We start from the raw sequence: 17,055 nt of genomic DNA, 5'->3' as shown, positions 1-17,055 counted from the left end.
GCGCACTACCCGGCTGACCGATTCGGTCACTAGCCTTCGAGCATCGACCTTGACGCATGGGGGTCAGCGATGTCACCGCCCGATCCGGCCTCGGCGAGGAGTCTCCCCGAGCTCGTCGATCGGCTGCGCCTGCTCAAGGTCTGGGCCGGCAACCCGTCCTACGACGTGATCAAGGACCGGATCAACGCGGGGTGGGTCGCGACCGGCCGGCCGGCGAGCGAGCTGGCGCGCCGGTCCACCGTGGCCTACTGCTTCCAGCCCGCGCGGCGCCGGCTGGACACCGATCTGGTGCTCGCCGTGGTCGGCGTGCTGCACCCGGACACCGGGTACGTGACGCAGTGGCGGCAGGCGCTACGCGTGATCGGCGGCGAGCTCGAGGCGGCGTCCCAGGTCCGGGTCCAGGATCGTCTGCCCGCGGATCTGGCCGGGTTCACCGGCCGCACCGGGGAGCTCGACCGGCTTCTGAGCGCGGCCCGGGACGGACCGCCCGTGGTGATCTCCTCGATCGCCGGCATGGCCGGGGTCGGCAAGACCGAGCTGGCCGTTCACTTCGGTCATCTGCTGCACCGGGAGCAACCGTTCGAGCGGGTGCTGTTCGTCAACCTGCGCGGGTTCGATCCCGACCCGTCGCAGCCGCCGGCCGATCCGGCCGCGATCCTGGACGGCTTCCTGCGCCTGCTGGGCCTGCCCGGCCAGCAGATCCCGCACGATCTCGCCGGGCGGGCCGCCACCTTCCGCGACCGTCTCACCGGCACCCGCGCCCTGGTCGTGCTGGACAACGCCGCCACCACCGAGCAGGTCCGCCCGCTGCTGCCGGCCACCGAGGGCTGCGTCACTCTGGTCACCAGCCGGCGCCGCCTGACCGGCCTGCATCCCGCGGTCCACCTGGCCGTCGACGCCTTCACCCCCGGCGAGGCCCTGGCCTTCCTGGATCGTGCCCTTCCCGGGTCGCCGGCTGCTCGCGACGCGCAGGCCGCGGCCCGCATCGCCCGCCGTTGCGGCTATCTGCCGCTGGCTCTGGGCCTGATCACCCGCCACATCCGCGGCACCCCGGGCTGGACTCTGGCCGAGCACGCCGACCGGCTCGACGAACGCCACCACGACCGGCGCCTGGATACCGGCATCGACCTCGCCCTCACCCAGTCCTACCGGCATCTGCCCGCCGGCCGGCAGAGACTGCTGCGCCTGCTCGCTCTGCACCCCGGCCGGGACTTCGACGCCTACGCCGCCGCGGCCCTCACCGGCACCGGCGTGGACACCGCCCGGTCCCGCCTGCGGCAGTTGCGCGACGATCACCTGCTCCAGGATGCCGGCCCCGGCCGGTACACCTTCCACGACCTCGTCCGCGCCTACGCCACGGTCCGGGCCGCCGACGAGGAGCCCCCGCGCGAGCGACACGAAGCGCTGACCCGGTTGTTCGACCTGTATCTCGCTGCGTCGGCCGCCGCGATGAACGTCCTGTATCCCGCCGAAGCGACGGTCCGGCCCCGGATCCGGCCGGCCGGCACCCCGGTCCCCGACCTCACCACCGGAGGCCGGGCTCGCCGATGGCTGGACACCGAACGCTCACCGTTGATCGCGGTCGCCGTGCACACCGCCACGCACGGCTGGCCGGCCCACACCGTCCTGTTGTCGCGTCTGCTGCAACGCCATCTGGCCACCGGCAGCCACAACGCCGACGCCCTGACGCTGCACGATCAGGGTTTCCACGCGGCCGTCCGGCTGGGCGACGTGACCGGGCAGGCCACCGCCCTGCTCGACATCGGCTTCACGTACGGGCGGCTCGGCGACCACGGGCGGGCCGCCGCAGCCCTGCAGCGGGCCGCGGACCTGTTCCGGAGCGCGGGCAGCCCGACCGGGCAACGCCGCGCACCGGACGTGCCCGGCGACCCGGACGGCCGCAGCGCGCAGGCTCTGATCCTGTTCCAGCAGATGGACGACCGGCTCGGCGAAGCCTACGCCCGGGAAGGTCTGGGCCTGGTCCACCTGGAGCTGGGCCGGACCGGGTCCGCCGCCGGGCACCTCCGGCGGGCGCTGACCCTGTTCCGGCAGACCGGTGATCCGGCCGGCGAGACGTGGACGCTGGAAGGACTCGGGCTCCTGCACACCCGCCTCGGCCACGACCGGCGGGCCACCGGGCATCAGGAGCAGGCCCTGGCCGTCTGCCGGGAGACCGGCGACCGGATCGGCGAGGCCCGGGTACTCAACAGCCTCGGCGAGACGGCCCGGAGATTCGGCCGCCCCGCCGAGGCCCTCGGCCACCACGCCGCGGCACGGGCGATCGCCGCCGGCACCGGTGACCGCCCGCAGCAGGCTCGCGCCCTGACCGGTATCGGTCACGCCCACCGCGCACTTGGTGACCCGGTGCTCGCCCGCGAGCACCACCGCCAGGCCCTGGCCATCTACACCGGACTCGGCCGTCCCGAGGCGTACCAGATCCGCGCTCACCTCTCCGCGCTCACCGGTGACCGATGATGACGTGACCGGCCGTGTTCTTGCTGCCGGCGGCACGGCCGGTCGAGTGAGCCGGTCAGTGCCAGTCGCTGATCTGTACGTCGTCCGGGGCGGGGGCGCCGCGGCCGGTTTCCACCAGCGACTTGAGGCTCAGCAGGTAGGAGGCCCATTTGGTGCTGCAGTGGTTCATGAACTCGACCGGCTCCTTCCAGCCCTGATGTTCGAACAGCACGATGGTGTAGTCGCCGTCGTGGCGCAGCTTGAAGTCGATCGTGGTGCCGATCCACTCCTCGGGGCCGTCGACCACACGCCAGCGAACGGACTCGGCCGGGCGGGTCTCGAGGACCTCCATGTCGAAGCCGCCGACCGGCGGGAACCGGAACCGCAGCAGGCCATCGGATTCCGTGGTGTCGGCCGTCCACCAGGCGGCCAGGCCGTCGACGGTGGTCAGGGCCTCGTAGACCTGCTGGGGGCTCGCGTCCTGGACGCCGATCCGATGCAGAATGTCAGCCATTGTCGCTCCTCTTGGTCTGGATCGCCTCGGCGATCCGCTTGATGCGGTTGAGGCGGGCGTCCCACTCGGCGCCGACCGCCGCCAGTTGAGCCGCCGCGCGTTCGAGCTCGGCGTCGTCGACCTGGTAGCGCTTCTCGCGGCCGGCCGGGGTGGCGCGCACCAGCCCGGCCCGGTCCAGGACGCCGAGATGTTTGGCCACGGCCTGCCGGGTGACCGGCAGCTGCCGGCTCAGCGTGGTCGCGGTGCCGGCGCCCTCGGTCAGCAGCAGGTCGAGCATGCGGCGGCGGGTCGGGTCGCCGATCGCCGACCACAGGTCGTCGTCGACCGCGGTTGTCACGGGCGCACCCCGACGGTGGCGATGTACGGCGCCAGGCGGGGCAGGAAGTAGTCCCAGCCGTTCACGTGGTCGGCACGTACCTCCTCCTCGCGGAAGCCGGTCTCGGAGAACTTGAGCAGGGTCCCCTCCCCCGACGGGACCAGGTCGAAGGTGACCAGCAACGAGTTGCCCGGCGTGGCCGGCTCACCGCCGGGCTGCGTCCAGCGGAACGAGAACGACTCCGGCGGGCGGGCCTCGACGACGGTCAGCGCCACCACCTTGCCGCCCGCCTCGGGATCGCCGAAGACGATCTCGCCCGGGGTCCCGGGAATCACTTTGTAACGGGCTTCGTCGGGCCACCAGTGCCGGACGTGCTCGGGATCGCTGACTACTTCGAACACCACGTCGGGTGAGGCCTCGATGTAGAGCTCCCGCTCGATGGACTGGATCGCCACGTTCGCCTCCTGCAACCTTTGGTTGCACATGACGCTAGCCGCATCCCCCACCAAGCGCAACCACTGGTTGCGTGAGTCAGAGCTCCGGGGGCAGCCCGAAGAGGCGGAACAGGGCCGGGTCGACGAAGGTCACGCTCCTGCTGATCAGGCCGCCGGACACGGTGAACAGCTGGATCGAATGGGCCCGCGCGTCCGGGGTGTAGGCGGCCAGCGCCGGGCTGCCGTTGGCCTCGACGGGCACCATGCGCCAGCCCGGGCCGCGCATCGCGTACACCCGCTCCAGGAACTGCCCGTAGTGCGCCCGGCCGAGCAGCCACAGGTTGACCGGCGGCATCTCCAGCGCCACGTCGTCGGCCAGCAGCCGGGTCAGGCCGGGCACATCGGCCGCCTCGAACGCCGTGAGGTAGCGCTCGACGACCACCCGCTCGTCCGGGTCGGCCGGCTCGCGCAGCGTCTCGATCGCCGGGCCGGCCGACCGCAACGTGGCCCGCGCCCGTTGCAGGCTGCTGTTCACCGACGCCACCGTGCTGTCGAGCACGTCCGCCACCTCGGCCGCGGGCAGCTGCAGCACCTCGCGCAGCACCAGGGCCGCCCGCTGCCGCGCGGGCAGCAACTGCAGAGCCGCGACCAGCGCCAGTCGCAGCCCGGCCCGCTGCTGCGCCACGTCGGCCGGATCACCCAGCCGCGCGTCCGGGAACGGCTGCAACCACGGCACGTCGAGGCTGGGGGTCAGCGGCGCCTGGGGGTCGTCGCCGGCCGCGCCCAGCCCGCTCGGCAACGGTCGCCGCGCGCGGCCCTCGAGCGCGGTCAGGCACGCGTTCGTGGCGATCCGGTGCAGCCAGGTCCGCAGTGACGCCCGTTGCGGGTCGTACCGGTCGGCCGAGCGCCACGCCCGCAACAACGTCTCCTGCACCAGATCCTCGGCCTCCTGGAACGAGCCGAGCAGGCGGTAACAGTGCGCCAGCAGCTCGCCGCGGTAGTCCTCCAGCCGGTCCACAGTCGTCACGCCGATGAGTTTGCTCTTCCGCCCCGGTAAGTGACAGGTGACAGGACACAACAGGAGAGGACTTCGGCATGGGCGAGGTAATCGTCACGCAGTTCACCACCCTCGACGGCGTGGTCTCCGACCCGGACGGACGCTGGGGCACCGGCCACGGCGGCTGGGCCTTCCGGTACGGGGCCGGGCCGGTCGACGGCGACAAGTTCCACCTCGGTGCGCGGATGGAGCAGGGCGTCCAGCTCTACGGCCGGCGCACCTGGGAGCACTTCGCACGGCTCTGGCCGAACCGCGACGGCGACTTCGCGAAAGTGATGAACGCCGTTCCCAAGCGCGTGGCCACCCGTACGGGTTTGGACGCGAGCGCCTGGGCCGGCTCAGCCCCCGTCGTGGGCGACCTCGCGGCGTGGGTGGCCGACGAGCGCACCCGCCGCGACATCGTGGTGATCGGCAGCCTGAGCGTGGTCCGCACCCTCGCGGCGGCCGACCTGGTCGACGAATACCGCCTGGTCACCTTCCCGGCGGTCGTGGGCGAGGGCGACCGGTTGTTCACCACCGAGCTGCCCGGCGGGTTCCGGTTCACCACGGCCCGACCGGCCGAGCCGACCGCGTTCAGCGTGCTGCGCCGCGAGCGGCAACCGGCGGTCAGCGGTCTCTGACCACGATGCCCAGAGCCTGGGCCAGAGCGGGGGCGGCCTGCGCGAGCTGACCGCTGTCGATGACGGCGTCGCGCAGGTAGGGACGCCGTCGCCGTCGAGGGTAATGCGCTCAGGCGGCGCCGGAGGTTTCGGCCTGGCGGGCGTCGACCAGGTCGCCCAGGTGGACGCCGGCCTCCTCCAGCAGGCGCTGGACGGTGGCGATGACCAGGCCGTCGATGACGTTGTCGCCGTGGATGAGGCGGTAGAAGTCCTGGCGGCCCCGGCGGACGGCTTCCACCCGCCAGCGGCCGTCGGGGGTCTGCATGGCGCCGATCACGGTGCCCTGGGAAGGGGGTGGGATGGGTTCGGGGGCGCGCCGGATCGAGGACGGGGCGCGGTCGGTGCGCAGGCCGCGCCAGGACGGGTGACGCAGGCGGCCGTCCGGCGTCCAGTTGCGGAAGGCGACCTCGCCGATCAGGCACGGCTCGACCCAGTGGGCGTGGCGGGCGTGTTCGCGGGGCACGTCGCCGACCGGTGGCGTCGCGCGGGCCAGCGGCGCCAGCTCGCCCTGCAGATGGGTCAGGGCGGCGTCGCTGAAACCCGTGCCGACGTGGCCGGCGAACACCAGCCGGTCCTGGTCGTCGTGGACGGCCAGCAGCAGCGAGCCGATCGTGCCGGCGCGGCGGCCGGCGCCCGCCTTCCAGCCGATGACCAGCACTTCCTGGGTCTTGATGAGCGGGACCTTGGTCCAGTCGGCCGAGCGTTTGCCGGGGCGGTACGGCGACGCGAGGCGCTTGGCGACGACGCCTTCCATCCCGGCCAGCTCGGCCGCCTGCAGGACGGTGCGGCCGTCGACGTCGAGGAAGCGGATCGGCACCCGCACATGCTCACTGGCCAGGTCGAGCCCCGACAAGATGTCGCGCCTGGTGGCGTACGGGGAAGAAGTGAGATCCTCGCCGTCGAGCTCGAGAAGGTCGAAGACGTAGTAGAGCACTGGTACGGCGGCGACCAGCGCCGGACTGGGCAGGGCGACGTGCATGCGCTGCTGCAGGCGCGCGAACGACGGCCGGTCGGTCTCCAGGGCGACCACCTCGCCGTCGAGCACCGCGCTGCGGCCGGCCAGCAGCCCGGCCAGCTCGCCCAGCTCAGGATAGCTGCCGGTGATGTCGTTGAGGTTGCGCGAGAACGCCTCGACCCGGCCGTCGCGCACCTCGGCGATCGCCCGGACCCCGTCGTACTTGAACTCGAACGCCCACCCCGGACCGGCCGGCAGAGCGCCGGCGGCCGCGAGCATCGGGCTTGTCACCACTCCAGTCATCCGCATAAAAGCCGGGGCGGCAACCGGTACGCGGAAAGATCACCTAACTACATCGGTGTAGTTTTCCCAGCTCAGGCGGGACGGGCCAACCCAGCGAGCACTCGGGGACGGGTCCGGGCAGATAGCTTGACCCGATGCGCTCCCTTTCCCGGTTCGTGGTGCGACATCGCCGGTGGATCCTGCTCGCGTGGCTGGCGCTCGCCGTCGCGGGCGGCTTCGCGGCACCGAAGGCTACCGCCGCGCTGACTTACGACTTCTCGCTACCGGGTCAGCCGGGCTTCGAGACCAACGAAGTCATCCGGGAGCGATTCGGCTCGGGTGGGCACGCGGCGCCGATCCTGCTGGTCGACCAGCAGCCGTCCCCCGAGCGGGCGGGCCGGCTGGTCGCGTCGGTCGAGCGGGCGCTGCCGGGCGCGGGCGTTCTGTCGTACGCCGACGAGAAGGCGCTGCAGTCGGCCGACGGGCGGACCGCGGTGGTGATGGTCTACCCGCGGATCGTGCCCGGCCCGGACCCGTACGCCGAGGCCCTTCCCGTGCTGGGCCAACTGGCCGCGGCCGAGCAGGTGGTGGTCACCGGCAAGGACGCGCTGGCGGCCGACGCCGGTGGCGATCAGGGCGCCGACGTGCTGGCCGAGACCATCTTCGGCGGCGCCGGTGCGCTGATCGTGCTGCTGGTGGTGTTCGGCTCGGCGCTGGCGTTGATGCCGTTGCTCATCGCCGCCGCGTCGATCCTCACCACCTTCCTGATCGTCTGGGGCCTGACCGGGCTCACCGACATCTCGTTCATCGTCCAGTTCCTGCTGGCGTTGATCGGACTCGGCGTGGCGATCGACTACGCCCTGCTGATCGTCACCCGGTGGCGTGAGGAGCTCGGCCACGGCGCGGACCCGGCCGAAGCCGTGCAGCGGTCGATGGCCACGGCGGGCCGCTCGGTGTTCTTCTCCGGGGTCACCGTCGCGGTCAGCCTGGCCGCACTGATCGCCCTGCCGGTCCCGTTCCTGCGCAGTGTCGGCTTCACCGGGCTGCTCATCCCGGTTATCAGTGTGCTCGCCGCGCTCACCCTGCTGCCCGCGCTGCTGCTGACGGTGGGGCGGCGACTGGACTGGCCGCACCGGCGCACCACCGATCCGGAGAGCAGGCTGTGGCGGCGGGTCGGCACAGCGGTCGTGCGGCACCGCTGGTGGTCGGCCATCGCGGCCACCGTGGTGCTGCTGGCGCTGGCCGCTCCGGTGCTGACGATCCGGCTGGGGCAGCCGACGAACGCCTCCCTCGCGTCCACCGGCGGCAGCGCCGGCGCGGCGATCACCCGGGTGGACGACTCGGGTATCGGCGCCGGACTGTCCACGCCGGTGGAGATCCTGACCGCCGACCCCGTGCGGGCGCGGGCGGCGGTGGCCGGCCTGCCCGGAGTGGCCGCGGCGATCATCTGGCCGGACAGCGCCGGCGGTGAGTCGCTGGTCCGCGCGTGGACGACCGAGGACACCTCGACCGGCCCCGGAACCGAGACCGCGGCCGCCATCCGCACGGCCGCCGAGGCCACCGGGGCCCGGGTCGGTGGCGTGCCGGCCGGTGACGCCGATTTCATCGCCGCCGTCTATGGCAACGCCTGGTGGGTCATCGGGCTCATCGTCGTGGTGACGGTCCTGCTCCTGGTCCGGGCGCTGCGCTCGATCGTGCTGCCGGTCAAGGCGCTGGTGCTCAACGTCCTCTCGCTGGGGGCGGCCTACGGCATCACGGTGTGGATCTGGCAGGACGGGCACGGCACCGAGTTGTTGTTCGGCCAGCAGGCGTCCGGTGCGATCACGACCTGGGTGCCGATCGCGGTGTTCGCCTTCCTGTTCGGCCTGTCCATGGACTACGAGGTCTTCCTGCTCTCCCGCATCCGCGAGGAGCACGAGAACGGCCACAGCACCGACGAGGCGACCGTCGCCGGTGTCGCCCGCACCGGCCGGCTGGTCACCTCGGCCGCGCTGATCCTGTTCCTGGCCTTCATCTCCCTGGCCCAGGTGCCGACGACCGAGGTGAAGATCCTGGCCACCGCGCTCGCCCTGGGCATCGTCATCGACGCCACCATCGTGCGCGGCGTGCTGGCGCCGGCGCTGGTCGCCGCCCTCGGCGACGCCAACTGGTGGTCCCCGCGCCGATCCCGGTGATCCGGCTGCGAGTCACGCGTTCGCGGGCGGGGCCGCGGGTCCGGCGTTCACCGGCGCGGCCCAGCCGGGTCGCGGGATCAGGCAGAACGGGTGGCCGGCCGGGTCGGCGAAGACGTGGTCACCGGCCAGCGGCTTCGCTCCGAGCCCCCGTACGGCCTCGGCCGCGACCGCCAGGTCGTCGACCATCACATCGAGGTGCATCTGCTGCGGGACGGCCGGATCGGGCCAGGTCGGCCGCCGGAACTCCGTGGCCCGCTGGAAGGCCAGCCCGGAAGTGGTGTCGTTGTCGGCCACCACCACGAAGTCGTCGTCCTGGTAAGTGATCGGCCGGCCGAGCACCGCGCTCCAGAACCGCGCGCAGACGATCGGGTCGGGACTGTCCAGGATCAGGTGGTGCAGTCTGCCCACGGGCACGGAGCTCACCTCGAAAACGTGTTGATCGGTGGTCCTACGCTGAGCTGGTCTTAACACGAAACGGGGATTCATGCGCGCTCAGCGTCATCTGGCCGGCGTCCTTGCCGGTGTCACCACCCTCACTGTGCTCGGTGGCTGTGCCGCCCAGCAGATCCAGGCCCTGGAGCCCAAGCTCGAGCTGCGCGATGCCGCCCAGCAGCTCGCCGACGCCCAGCAGGCCGGTTTTGTCCTCAAGCTCACCGGCAATCCGGACGACCTGGTCGCCGCGGCCGGCCAGGACGCCGACGCCGCCACCGTGGCTCAGGTGTTCAACTCCTCGCTGACCATGTCGTACGACAAGGGCGGCGCGGGCGAGGCGGACGACGCGTCGAGCCTGGCCGCGACCGTCGACGGCGTGACCGGCACCGAGATCCGGTTCGTCGGTGGCCTGCTCTATGTGAAGGCGCCGGTCAAGGAGCTCGCCGCGAAGTTCGGCGCCACGCCGGCCGACATCAGGAAGCTCAGCGGCGGCGCCTCGGAGTTCGACGCGCTGATCGCCGGCCAGTGGGTGTCGCTCGACACCAAGGAGCTGACCGCGCGGGCCGGCGCGACGCCCGACGCCGAGCAGCAGAAGGCGGCCCAGGAGCTGACGACCAGCGCCACCAACCTGCTCGAGGGGGCCGACGTCGTCCGCGACAGCGCCGACGACCAGCACCTGATCGTCACGTCGAGCACCGCCAAGGCGTACGCCGAGGCCAAGCGTTTCGCCACGGCGGTCAGCCCGGAGCTGGCCGGCAAGTTTCCGGCCGAGCGGCCGGCGGACAAGCCGATCGTGCTCGATCTGTGGATCGACGGCGGCAAGCTGACCGCCGCCGAGATCAACGTCCTGCAGTTCGTCGACGGTGCCACCGGCCGGGTCGCCGCCCGTCTCGAGGTGACCGGCGGCGCTCCCATCGCCGCCCCGGAGGGCGCCCAGAAGCTCGACCTGAGCAACCAGCCGTACTTCGGCGGAAAGGGTCTGCCCGGCCTGACCGTGGGCGCCTGACCCCGTCTCAGCGGCCGGTCGCGGCCCGGGCTCAGCGACCGGTCGCGGCTCGGGTTCAGCGGCCGGTCGCGGCCCGGGTGCACCGGTCGGCGAGGTGGGCGAAGGCTTCGGTCAGCTCGGCCGGGCCGACGACCTCGATGTCGGCGTCGAATCGGGCGAAGGCGGCCGCCAGTCCGGGCCACGACCACGATCCGAGGGTGAGCCGGCAGCGGTCGCGGCCGGCTTCTTCGACGATGCCGTCGCGGGTGTAGAGGGCCACGGTGGCCGCGGGCCGGTCGAGGATCACCGTGCCCCGGCACGGCCAGTTCCCCGAGGCGTCGCCGGAGCCGCGGAACGTACCGATCACGTACGTCGCCACGTCGCCCCCGGGCAGCTCGCGCGGGGTGAATCGGGGGCCGTGGGGCGTCCGTACGGTGATCCGGTCGGCGCGGAAGGTGCGCCAGTCGTCGCGGTCGAGGTCCCAGGCGATGAGGTACCAGCGCCCGTCCCAGGTGATGACGTGGTGCGGCTCGGCCCGGCGGGGCGGCGCGTCCGGGCCCGCCGAGCCGTAGTCGAAGCGCAGCACCTCGTGGGCGTGAACGGCCTTGCTGAGCGCCAGCAGCACGTCGCCGTCGACCGGCGCGGCCGGCCGGGTGGCGGGGCGGTCGACGGCGGTGACCCGCAGGGACTCGACGCGGTTGCGCAGCCGGGACGGCATCACCTGCCGGATGGTGGTCAGGGCCCGGGCGGCCGCCTCGGCCAGGGCGTCGCCCGAGGTGCTCGCGGCCACCTGCAACGCGATGGTGAGGGCGACGGCCTGTTCGTCGTCGAACAACAGCGGCGGCAGCTCGGTGCCGGCACTGAGCCGGTAGCCGCCGTCCGGGCCCTTGACCGCGGCGATCGGATAGCCGAGCTCGCGGAGCCGGTCGACGTCGCGGCGCACGGTTCGCAGGCTGATGTCGAGGCGGTCGGCCAGCAGCGTCCCGGGCCAGTCGCGGCGCGCCTGAAGCAGCGAGAGCAGGGCCAGGAGCCGGGCGGAGGTCTTCGGCATGAATCCGAGTCTGCCCGAAGTAGGTGCCACAACCTGGCACCTACTGCTGCGAATCTTGCTCCCAGGTCAACCAACTGAGGGAGCCACCATGGCGATCACCACCACCACCCACCTGAACTTCCGCGGCGACGCCCGGGCAGCGCTGGAGTTCTACTCGTCCGTGTTCGGCGGCCGGCTCACCGTCGTCACGTACGGCGACTTCGGGATGCCGAAGGAGCTGCCCGACGCCGACAAGGTCGTCTTCGGCCAGGTCACCGCGGACAACGGCTTCAGCATCATGGCCTACGACGTGCCCAGCCAGGCCGCCCCGGCCGCCGCACCGACGGTCACCACGCGCGAGAACGGCCTGACGCTGACCGGCGAGCGGTTCTTCGTCGCAATCGGTGGCGACACCGCCGAGGAGGTCAGCCTCCTGTGGGACAAGCTCGCCGACGGCGCCGGGATCGTCGAGAAGTTCGGCCCGTCACCGTTCTCCCCCGGCTTCGGCATGCTCACCGACCGCTTCGGCGTCACCTGGATCCTGCAGGTCAACGCCGGCTGACCGGCACCCCGCGCGGCGGCGGCACATACGAGCAGGTGAAGTCCGCGCTGGAGTACTTGCAGTAGGTGCCGCCGGTTCTCACATTTCAGCCCAGCAAGCCGGGCCGGTGCCACTTGTCCCCGCGTACGTGATGGTCGAGGAACGCGAGCACCGTCTCGTTCCAGACCTTGGCGTTGCCCGGCTTGAGGATCCAGTGGTTCTCGTCCGGGTAGTAGAGGAACTTGTGCCCGGCGTCGGAGCGCGACAGCAGATCCCACCACAGGCGCAGGCCCTCGCCGATCGGCACCCGGTAATCCTTGTCGCCGTGAATGACCAGCATCGGCGTGGTGATCTGATCGGCGAACCGGTGCGGCGAGTTCGCTTCCAACCGGTCCGGGGTCAGCTCGCGCAACCAGTAGAACGACAGGTCGGTCGTCGTCATCATCTGGTCCAGCGCCCACAGCGACGCGTGCGTGACGATCGCGTCGAACCGGTCGGTGTGCCCGGCGATCCAGTTCGCCATGTATCCGCCGAACGAGCCGCCCATCGCGCCGGTGCGGTTGGCGTCGATGTCGGGGCGCTGCTCGGCGGCGTCGGTGATCGCCATCAGATCGGTGTAGGGCGCCTCGCCCCACGCTCCCCAGCCGCGCTTGATGAAGTCCAGCCCGTATCCGGTCGACAGAGCGGGATCGGGCATCAGCACGGCATAACCCCGGGCCACCGCGAGCCACGGGTTCCACCGCCACGACCACGCGTTGTAGGACCCGAGCGGTCCACCGTGGATCCACAGCACCAACGGCGCCGGCCGCCCGGCATCCGCGTCGGCGGGCAACGCGAGCCAGGCCCGCAGCGGGCTTCCGTCGGCGGCCCGCGCGGTCACTTCGGTCAGCTTCCCTGGTACGCGTGACGCGTCCACAGGCCCTCGGAGCTCATGGACGCCCCCCTCAAAAGACACCCGCACCGGGCTCGGCGGCGCGTCGACGGCACTGCGCAACGCATACACCCACCGCCCGTCCGGGGAGACCCGCGGATCGGTGTAGGCGCCGTCATCCAGCGTCAGCCGCGTGACCGCACCGGAGCCGGCGTCGACCCGCCACAGCGGCGAGCGCCCGAGGTCGTCGGCCGCCACGACCAGCGCCGCCCCGTCCGGGGTCCACCGGGGGCTGTGCGGCCACCGGTCCCAGTCGCCGGTCAGCGCCGTCACCGGGCCACCGCCCAGCGGCACCAGCGCCAGCCAGACGTCACCCGGATCGTCGGCCGTGGACCAGCGGCGGGCCACCAGAGCCACCGTACGGCCATCCGGCGAGACCCGCGGCGAGCCGTAGTCGTATCCGCTGTCGTCGGCGAGCATCCGCCGCTCGCCGGTCGCCACGTCGATCACCGCGATCGCCGCCCGCTGCGCCCCGCCGCTCTCGGGCACCATCCAGGTCGCGACGACGCTGTCCCCGTCGGGGGTGAGCTCCCAGTCCCCCTCGGTGTCGACCGCCCGGCCGACATGGCCGGTCAGATCACGCAGCCGCACGTCCTCGCCCAGCGTGCCGGCGAACAGCCGGGGCCGCTCGGGCCCCAGGTCGTGATCCCAATACCGCACCGGATACGACTCGTGCAGCACCGCCGAGACGCCGGCCTCCTTGCGCTGCTTGCGGGCCTGCTGCTCGGCCTCCGTCCCGTCCGACGCCGGCAGCATCGCCGAGCCGGCCACCAGCGTGCCGGTCGGGCTGACCCGCACGCCGTGGATCCCGCCCGGGAGCGCCGCCACCACCCGGGCATCGCCGCCGCCGGCGGGCTGCGACCACAGCGCGGCCCGCGCCTCGTCGTCGTCGTCGCCGCCGTCGGGTGCCGGCCGGGCCGAGGTGAACAGCAGGTCGCCGTCGGGCGTGAAGCCGGCCGCCGACTCCCCCTGGTCGCTCTGGGTGAGGCGCCGTGACGGCCGTTCCCCGGTCGGGTCGACCTCCCACAGCGACGTGCGATAACGGGTGTTCTTGCGGTCGGGCGTCCCCACCCCCACGACGATCCGGCGCCCGTCCGGCGAGAGCCACAGCCCCGCCAGTCGCGGCACTCGGACGTACGCGTCAAGGTCGGTGAAAGGATCGGGTGAGCTCATCGGGCCTTTCTACCACCGTCGTTCAGATCGACTCCGGACGTTGCCATCTCTCACCCCGGACGTGGTGGTCGAGGAACGCCAGCACCGTCGAGTGCCAGACCTGGGCGTTGCCGGGCTTGCCGACGGTGTGGCCCTCATCGGGGTAGTACAGGAACTTGTGCGCGACACCGGAGCGCGACATCAGATCCCACCACAGGCGCAGCCCTTCGCCGATCGGCACCCGGTAGTCCTGGTCGCCGTGGATGACCAGCATCGGCGTGGTGATCTGATCGGCGAAGCGGTGCGGCGAGTTCGCTTCCAAGCGTTCCGGGGTCAGCTCGCGCAACCAGTGGTAGGGCGCGTCGGTCGTCGTCATCATCTGGTCCAGCGCCCACATCGAGGCGTGCGTGACGACAGCGTCGAACCGATCCGTGTGCCCGGCGATCCAGTTCGCCATGAACCCCCCGAACGACGCACCGACCACGGCAGTCCGCGAGACGTCGAGGTCCGGCCGTTCCAGGGCCGCGTCGGTGATCGTCATCAGATCGGTGAACGGCTTGTCGCCCCACGATCCCCAGCCGCGCCGGAGGAAATCGAGCCCGTACCCGGACGACAGAGCCGGATCGGGCATCAGTACCGCATATCCGCGCGCCACGGCGAGCCACGGATTCGAGTTCCACTTCCACACGTTCCACGACATCATCGGACCGCCGTGGACCCACAACACCAGCGGCACCGGCTCGCCGGCGTCGTGCGGAACCGCGAGCCAGGCCCGCAACGGCGTGCCGTCAGCGGCTTGCGCCGTCACTTCCTCGAGCTTCCCGGGTACGGGTGCGGCCGCCGCCGGTCCGGGCAACTCCTCCACTGCGGACGAAACCAGCGACACCCGCACCGGATGAGGTGCCCGGCCGATCGTGTTGCGCAACGCGTACACCCACTGCCCGTCCGGCGAGACCAGGGGATCGGTGTAGGCGGCGTCGTCCCCGGTGAGCCGCGCCACCTCGCCGGTGACCGCATCCACCCGCCACAACGGCGAGCGCCCGTGGTCGTCGGCCGCCACGATCAGCGCCGCTCCGTCCGGAGTCCACTGTGGCTGCTCCGGCCATCGGTCCCAGTCAGCGGTCAGCGCCTGGACCGGCCCGCCGTCCACCGGCACCAGCGCCAGCCAGAAGTCGTCCGGGTCATCGGCCGACCCCCACCGCCGGACAAGAACCGCCACCCGGCTCCCGTCCGGCGACACCCGGGGCGAGCTGTAGTCGTGCCCCTCGTCATCGGCGAGCAGGCGCCGCTCCCCGGTCGCCACGTCGATCACCGCGAGCGCCGACCGTTGCGCCCCACCGCCCGCGGCCACCCGCCACCCGGCAACCACCCGGCGCCCGTCCGGAGTGAGCTCCCAGTCCCCTTCGGTGTCCAGGGCGTGCCCGACGTGCCCGGTCAGATCGCGCAGCTCCCCATCGTCACCGAGCGGGCCGGCGACGAGCCGCGGCCGGTCCGGACCGAGGTCGTGACCCCACAACCGCACCGGAAACGCCTCGTGCAGCATCGCCGAGACCCCGGCCTCCTCGCGCCGCTCCCGCGCCAGCCGGTCGGATTCCACGCCTTCGGAGGACGGCAGCATCCGGGTGCCGGCCACGAGCGTCCCGACCGGGCTGACCCGCACGCCGTGGATGCCGCCGGGCAGGGCGGCGATCACGGACGCGTCCCCGCCCGCCGCCGGTTGCCGCCACAAAGCCCGGCCGCCGCCCGCCGGAGCCCCCGCGCCCGACGGCCGGGACGAGACGAACAACAGGTCGCCGTCCGGCGTGAAGGCCGCGCCCGACTCCCCCTCGTCGCTGTGTGTCAGCTGCCGGGCCGGCCGCTCCCCCGCCGGGTCGACTTCCCACAGCGCCCGGCGGAAACGCGTTCCGGCGTGGTCCGGCGTCCCCACTCCCGTCACCAGCCGGCACCCGTCGGGCGAGAGCCACAGACCGGCCAGTCGCGGCAGACGAACGTACGCATCAAGGTCCGAAAAGCTGTCAGCACCCACTCACAGCTTTCTATCACCGGTGTGCGATCTTCGACCGATGTTGGAGATGGCGCGGCGCGAGCTGGAACGGATGCGGGAGTCCGCGGACGCGTGGGCGGATCTGCGTTACACGCGAGCTACGGACGCCGAGGGCGACGACTACGACGGCAATGCCGCGCGGCGGGCGACCGTGCTGTGGGCCCTGCAATACGACCTGCGGCCCGATGATCTGCCGCTGGTGCGATGGCTGGCCGAGCAGGAGGCCGAGTGCCGGGGGGAGGCCCCGTTCCAGGGACTGACCGAGGAGATCGAGCTGGCCGGGTTCCTGCTCGCCACGTTCCGCCGGGTCGAGGACGTGTGGCTGCAGGGCCGGATTAAACTGGCCAACTTCGACACCTCGTGCGGCTACGACCTGGAGCACCTCTTCGCCGCCGGGGTGCCGGAGACCATCGCCTTCGTCCGCGACAGCGAGCACGCCGACCGTGACGCGACGCTGGAGCTGCTGCTCGACGACGACCGCCCGTGGGTGTCCGGACAGCGCCTGGCCGAGTGGTTCCGCGACGGGCAGGAACGCTTCCCGGCCGACCCGGCCGCCGAGGACCCGATGACCTGGATCCAGCGCGCCCAGCTGATCGGCGATTCCCGTACGGCCCGGGAATGGCTCGACCGCTGGGCCGCCGACCGGCCCCGGGACGCGCACACGCTCAGCCAGTTGCAGTACTACTTGGCCGACCTGGGCGCACTCGCCGAGGCGGCAGCCGCCCAGCGCGAAGCCGTGGCCTGGGCCGAGGACCCCTGGGACGCCGCGTCGGCCTGGCGGACCCTCGCCGCGCTGGAACGCCGGGCCGGCCATCATCGAGCCGCATGGGCCGCGCTGATCGAGTGCCGGCAAGCCTTCGACGACGTCCCCGACTGGCGCGAGACCGGCCTCGCCCGCGCGTACGTCGAGGAGCTGTTCCTGCTGGCCGGCTCGGCGGAGGCCGATTCGGCGAGGGAAGTGTTCACCGAGGCGGACCGGCAGGCCCGTGACATTCCTCGGCTGCCGCCCGTCGTGTTCCAGGCTGCCGTCAGCGCGGCCGATCGGCTCGGACTGGCCGGCCCGAGCGAGTACTACCGGCGCCTCGGCCCTTGACT

Annotated in this window: 15 protein-coding genes; 6 read left to right on the top strand and 9 right to left on the bottom strand. The window is 72.3% G+C overall.

The window, feature by feature from the left end:
* The first annotated feature begins 69 nt into the window (after positions 1-69).
* The gene (locus tag NAG42_RS43275; protein ID WP_250038371.1) at positions 70-2,475 is read left to right on the top strand and encodes a tetratricopeptide repeat protein; all 2,406 of its coding nucleotides are present in this window, start codon (positions 70-72) and stop codon (positions 2,473-2,475) included.
* A gap of 55 nt (positions 2,476-2,530) precedes the next feature.
* On the opposite strand, the gene NAG42_RS43270 is transcribed toward NAG42_RS43275, so the two are convergent.
* The 4 genes from NAG42_RS43270 to NAG42_RS43255 are packed head-to-tail and all read right to left on the bottom strand — an operon-like array spanning position 2,531 to position 4,745.
* Positions 2,531-2,968, bottom strand: coding sequence for an SRPBCC family protein (locus tag NAG42_RS43270; protein WP_250038370.1), 438 nt, complete (start codon positions 2,966-2,968; stop codon positions 2,531-2,533).
* On the bottom strand, positions 2,961-3,305 hold the full coding sequence (locus NAG42_RS43265) for an ArsR/SmtB family transcription factor (RefSeq protein ID WP_308201259.1): 345 nt from the start codon (positions 3,303-3,305) through the stop codon (positions 2,961-2,963). The genes NAG42_RS43270 and NAG42_RS43265 overlap by 8 nt, the downstream gene beginning before the upstream one ends.
* On the bottom strand, positions 3,302-3,769 hold the full coding sequence (locus NAG42_RS43260) for an SRPBCC family protein (RefSeq protein WP_284046734.1): 468 nt from the start codon (positions 3,767-3,769) through the stop codon (positions 3,302-3,304). The genes NAG42_RS43265 and NAG42_RS43260 overlap by 4 nt, the downstream gene beginning before the upstream one ends.
* 46 nt (positions 3,770-3,815) lie before the next feature.
* Positions 3,816-4,745 (bottom strand): RNA polymerase subunit sigma-70, encoded by a 930-nt coding sequence (locus tag NAG42_RS43255; RefSeq protein WP_250038368.1) that lies wholly within the window; start codon positions 4,743-4,745, stop codon positions 3,816-3,818.
* Positions 4,746-4,813: 68 nt separating this feature from the next.
* Here NAG42_RS43255 and NAG42_RS43250 point away from each other — a divergent pair, with 68 nt between their 5' ends.
* Positions 4,814-5,395, top strand: a complete 582-nt coding sequence (locus NAG42_RS43250; RefSeq protein WP_250038367.1) for a dihydrofolate reductase family protein — start codon at positions 4,814-4,816, stop codon at positions 5,393-5,395.
* A 109-nt stretch (positions 5,396-5,504) separates the two neighbouring features.
* Here the strand turns inward: NAG42_RS43250 and ligD are convergent, their stop codons facing one another.
* Positions 5,505-6,692 (bottom strand): non-homologous end-joining DNA ligase, encoded by a 1,188-nt coding sequence (gene ligD / locus NAG42_RS43245; RefSeq protein WP_250038366.1) that lies wholly within the window; start codon positions 6,690-6,692, stop codon positions 5,505-5,507.
* Positions 6,693-6,826: 134 nt separating this feature from the next.
* On the opposite strand from ligD, the gene NAG42_RS43240 reads away from it, so the two are divergent.
* Entirely contained in the window at positions 6,827-8,845 is a 2,019-nt protein-coding gene (locus tag NAG42_RS43240; RefSeq protein ID WP_250038365.1) for an MMPL family transporter, read from the top strand.
* A 12-nt stretch (positions 8,846-8,857) separates the two neighbouring features.
* On the opposite strand, the gene NAG42_RS43235 is transcribed toward NAG42_RS43240, so the two are convergent.
* Positions 8,858-9,259 (bottom strand): VOC family protein, encoded by a 402-nt coding sequence (locus tag NAG42_RS43235; RefSeq protein WP_250038364.1) that lies wholly within the window; start codon positions 9,257-9,259, stop codon positions 8,858-8,860.
* 70 nt (positions 9,260-9,329) lie between these two features.
* Here NAG42_RS43235 and NAG42_RS43230 point away from each other — a divergent pair, with 70 nt between their 5' ends.
* On the top strand, positions 9,330-10,283 hold the full coding sequence (locus tag NAG42_RS43230; protein ID WP_250038363.1) for a hypothetical protein: 954 nt from the start codon (positions 9,330-9,332) through the stop codon (positions 10,281-10,283).
* 55 nt (positions 10,284-10,338) lie between these two features.
* Here the strand turns inward: NAG42_RS43230 and NAG42_RS43225 are convergent, their stop codons facing one another.
* Entirely contained in the window at positions 10,339-11,313 is a 975-nt protein-coding gene (locus tag NAG42_RS43225; protein ID WP_250038362.1) for a helix-turn-helix transcriptional regulator, read from the bottom strand.
* Between the two features lie 88 nt (positions 11,314-11,401).
* On the opposite strand from NAG42_RS43225, the gene NAG42_RS43220 reads away from it, so the two are divergent.
* A complete protein-coding gene (locus tag NAG42_RS43220; protein WP_250038361.1) occupies positions 11,402-11,854 on the top strand; it encodes a VOC family protein in 453 nt (150 codons plus the stop codon).
* 85 nt (positions 11,855-11,939) lie between these two features.
* On the opposite strand, the gene NAG42_RS43215 is transcribed toward NAG42_RS43220, so the two are convergent.
* Together NAG42_RS43215 and NAG42_RS43210 are read right to left on the bottom strand one after the other, a co-directional pair.
* Entirely contained in the window at positions 11,940-13,937 is a 1,998-nt protein-coding gene (locus NAG42_RS43215) for a S9 family peptidase (protein WP_250038360.1), read from the bottom strand.
* Between the two features lie 22 nt (positions 13,938-13,959).
* Positions 13,960-15,852: a S9 family peptidase gene (locus NAG42_RS43210; protein ID WP_250038359.1), complete on the bottom strand. Its 1,893-nt coding sequence runs from the start codon at positions 15,850-15,852 to the stop codon at positions 13,960-13,962.
* 127 nt (positions 15,853-15,979) lie between these two features.
* Between NAG42_RS43210 and NAG42_RS43205 the strand changes: the two genes are divergently transcribed.
* Complete coding sequence (locus NAG42_RS43205; protein WP_250038358.1) at positions 15,980-17,053, top strand: hypothetical protein; 1,074 nt, start codon at positions 15,980-15,982, stop codon at positions 17,051-17,053.
* Positions 17,054-17,055 lie beyond the last annotated feature (2 nt).

Origin of the sequence: Paractinoplanes maris, from assembly GCF_023544465.1 — a bacterium.
GTDB lineage: Bacteria > Actinomycetota > Actinomycetes > Mycobacteriales > Micromonosporaceae > Actinoplanes > Actinoplanes maris.
This window is presented reverse-complemented; position numbering and strand designations above follow the sequence as displayed.

What these genes read in the sequence shown, in the direction of transcription:
- NAG42_RS43260 (WP_284046734.1), bottom strand. Translation starts at nt 3,769, where the DNA reads ATGTGCAACCAAAGGTTGCAGGAGGCGAACGTGGCGATCCAGTCCATC.
- NAG42_RS43240 (WP_250038365.1), top strand. Translation starts at nt 6,827, where the DNA reads ATGCGCTCCCTTTCCCGGTTCGTGGTGCGACATCGCCGGTGGATCCTG.
- NAG42_RS43205 (WP_250038358.1), top strand. Translation starts at nt 15,980, where the DNA reads ATGTTGGAGATGGCGCGGCGCGAGCTGGAACGGATGCGGGAGTCCGCG.
- NAG42_RS43275 (WP_250038371.1), top strand. Translation starts at nt 70, where the DNA reads ATGTCACCGCCCGATCCGGCCTCGGCGAGGAGTCTCCCCGAGCTCGTC.
- NAG42_RS43250 (WP_250038367.1), top strand. Translation starts at nt 4,814, where the DNA reads ATGGGCGAGGTAATCGTCACGCAGTTCACCACCCTCGACGGCGTGGTC.
- NAG42_RS43225 (WP_250038362.1), bottom strand. Translation starts at nt 11,313, where the DNA reads ATGCCGAAGACCTCCGCCCGGCTCCTGGCCCTGCTCTCGCTGCTTCAG.
- NAG42_RS43215 (WP_250038360.1), bottom strand. Translation starts at nt 13,937, where the DNA reads ATGAGCTCACCCGATCCTTTCACCGACCTTGACGCGTACGTCCGAGTG.
- NAG42_RS43230 (WP_250038363.1), top strand. Translation starts at nt 9,330, where the DNA reads ATGCGCGCTCAGCGTCATCTGGCCGGCGTCCTTGCCGGTGTCACCACC.
- NAG42_RS43220 (WP_250038361.1), top strand. Translation starts at nt 11,402, where the DNA reads ATGGCGATCACCACCACCACCCACCTGAACTTCCGCGGCGACGCCCGG.
- NAG42_RS43270 (WP_250038370.1), bottom strand. Translation starts at nt 2,968, where the DNA reads ATGGCTGACATTCTGCATCGGATCGGCGTCCAGGACGCGAGCCCCCAG.
- ligD (WP_250038366.1), bottom strand. Translation starts at nt 6,692, where the DNA reads ATGACTGGAGTGGTGACAAGCCCGATGCTCGCGGCCGCCGGCGCTCTG.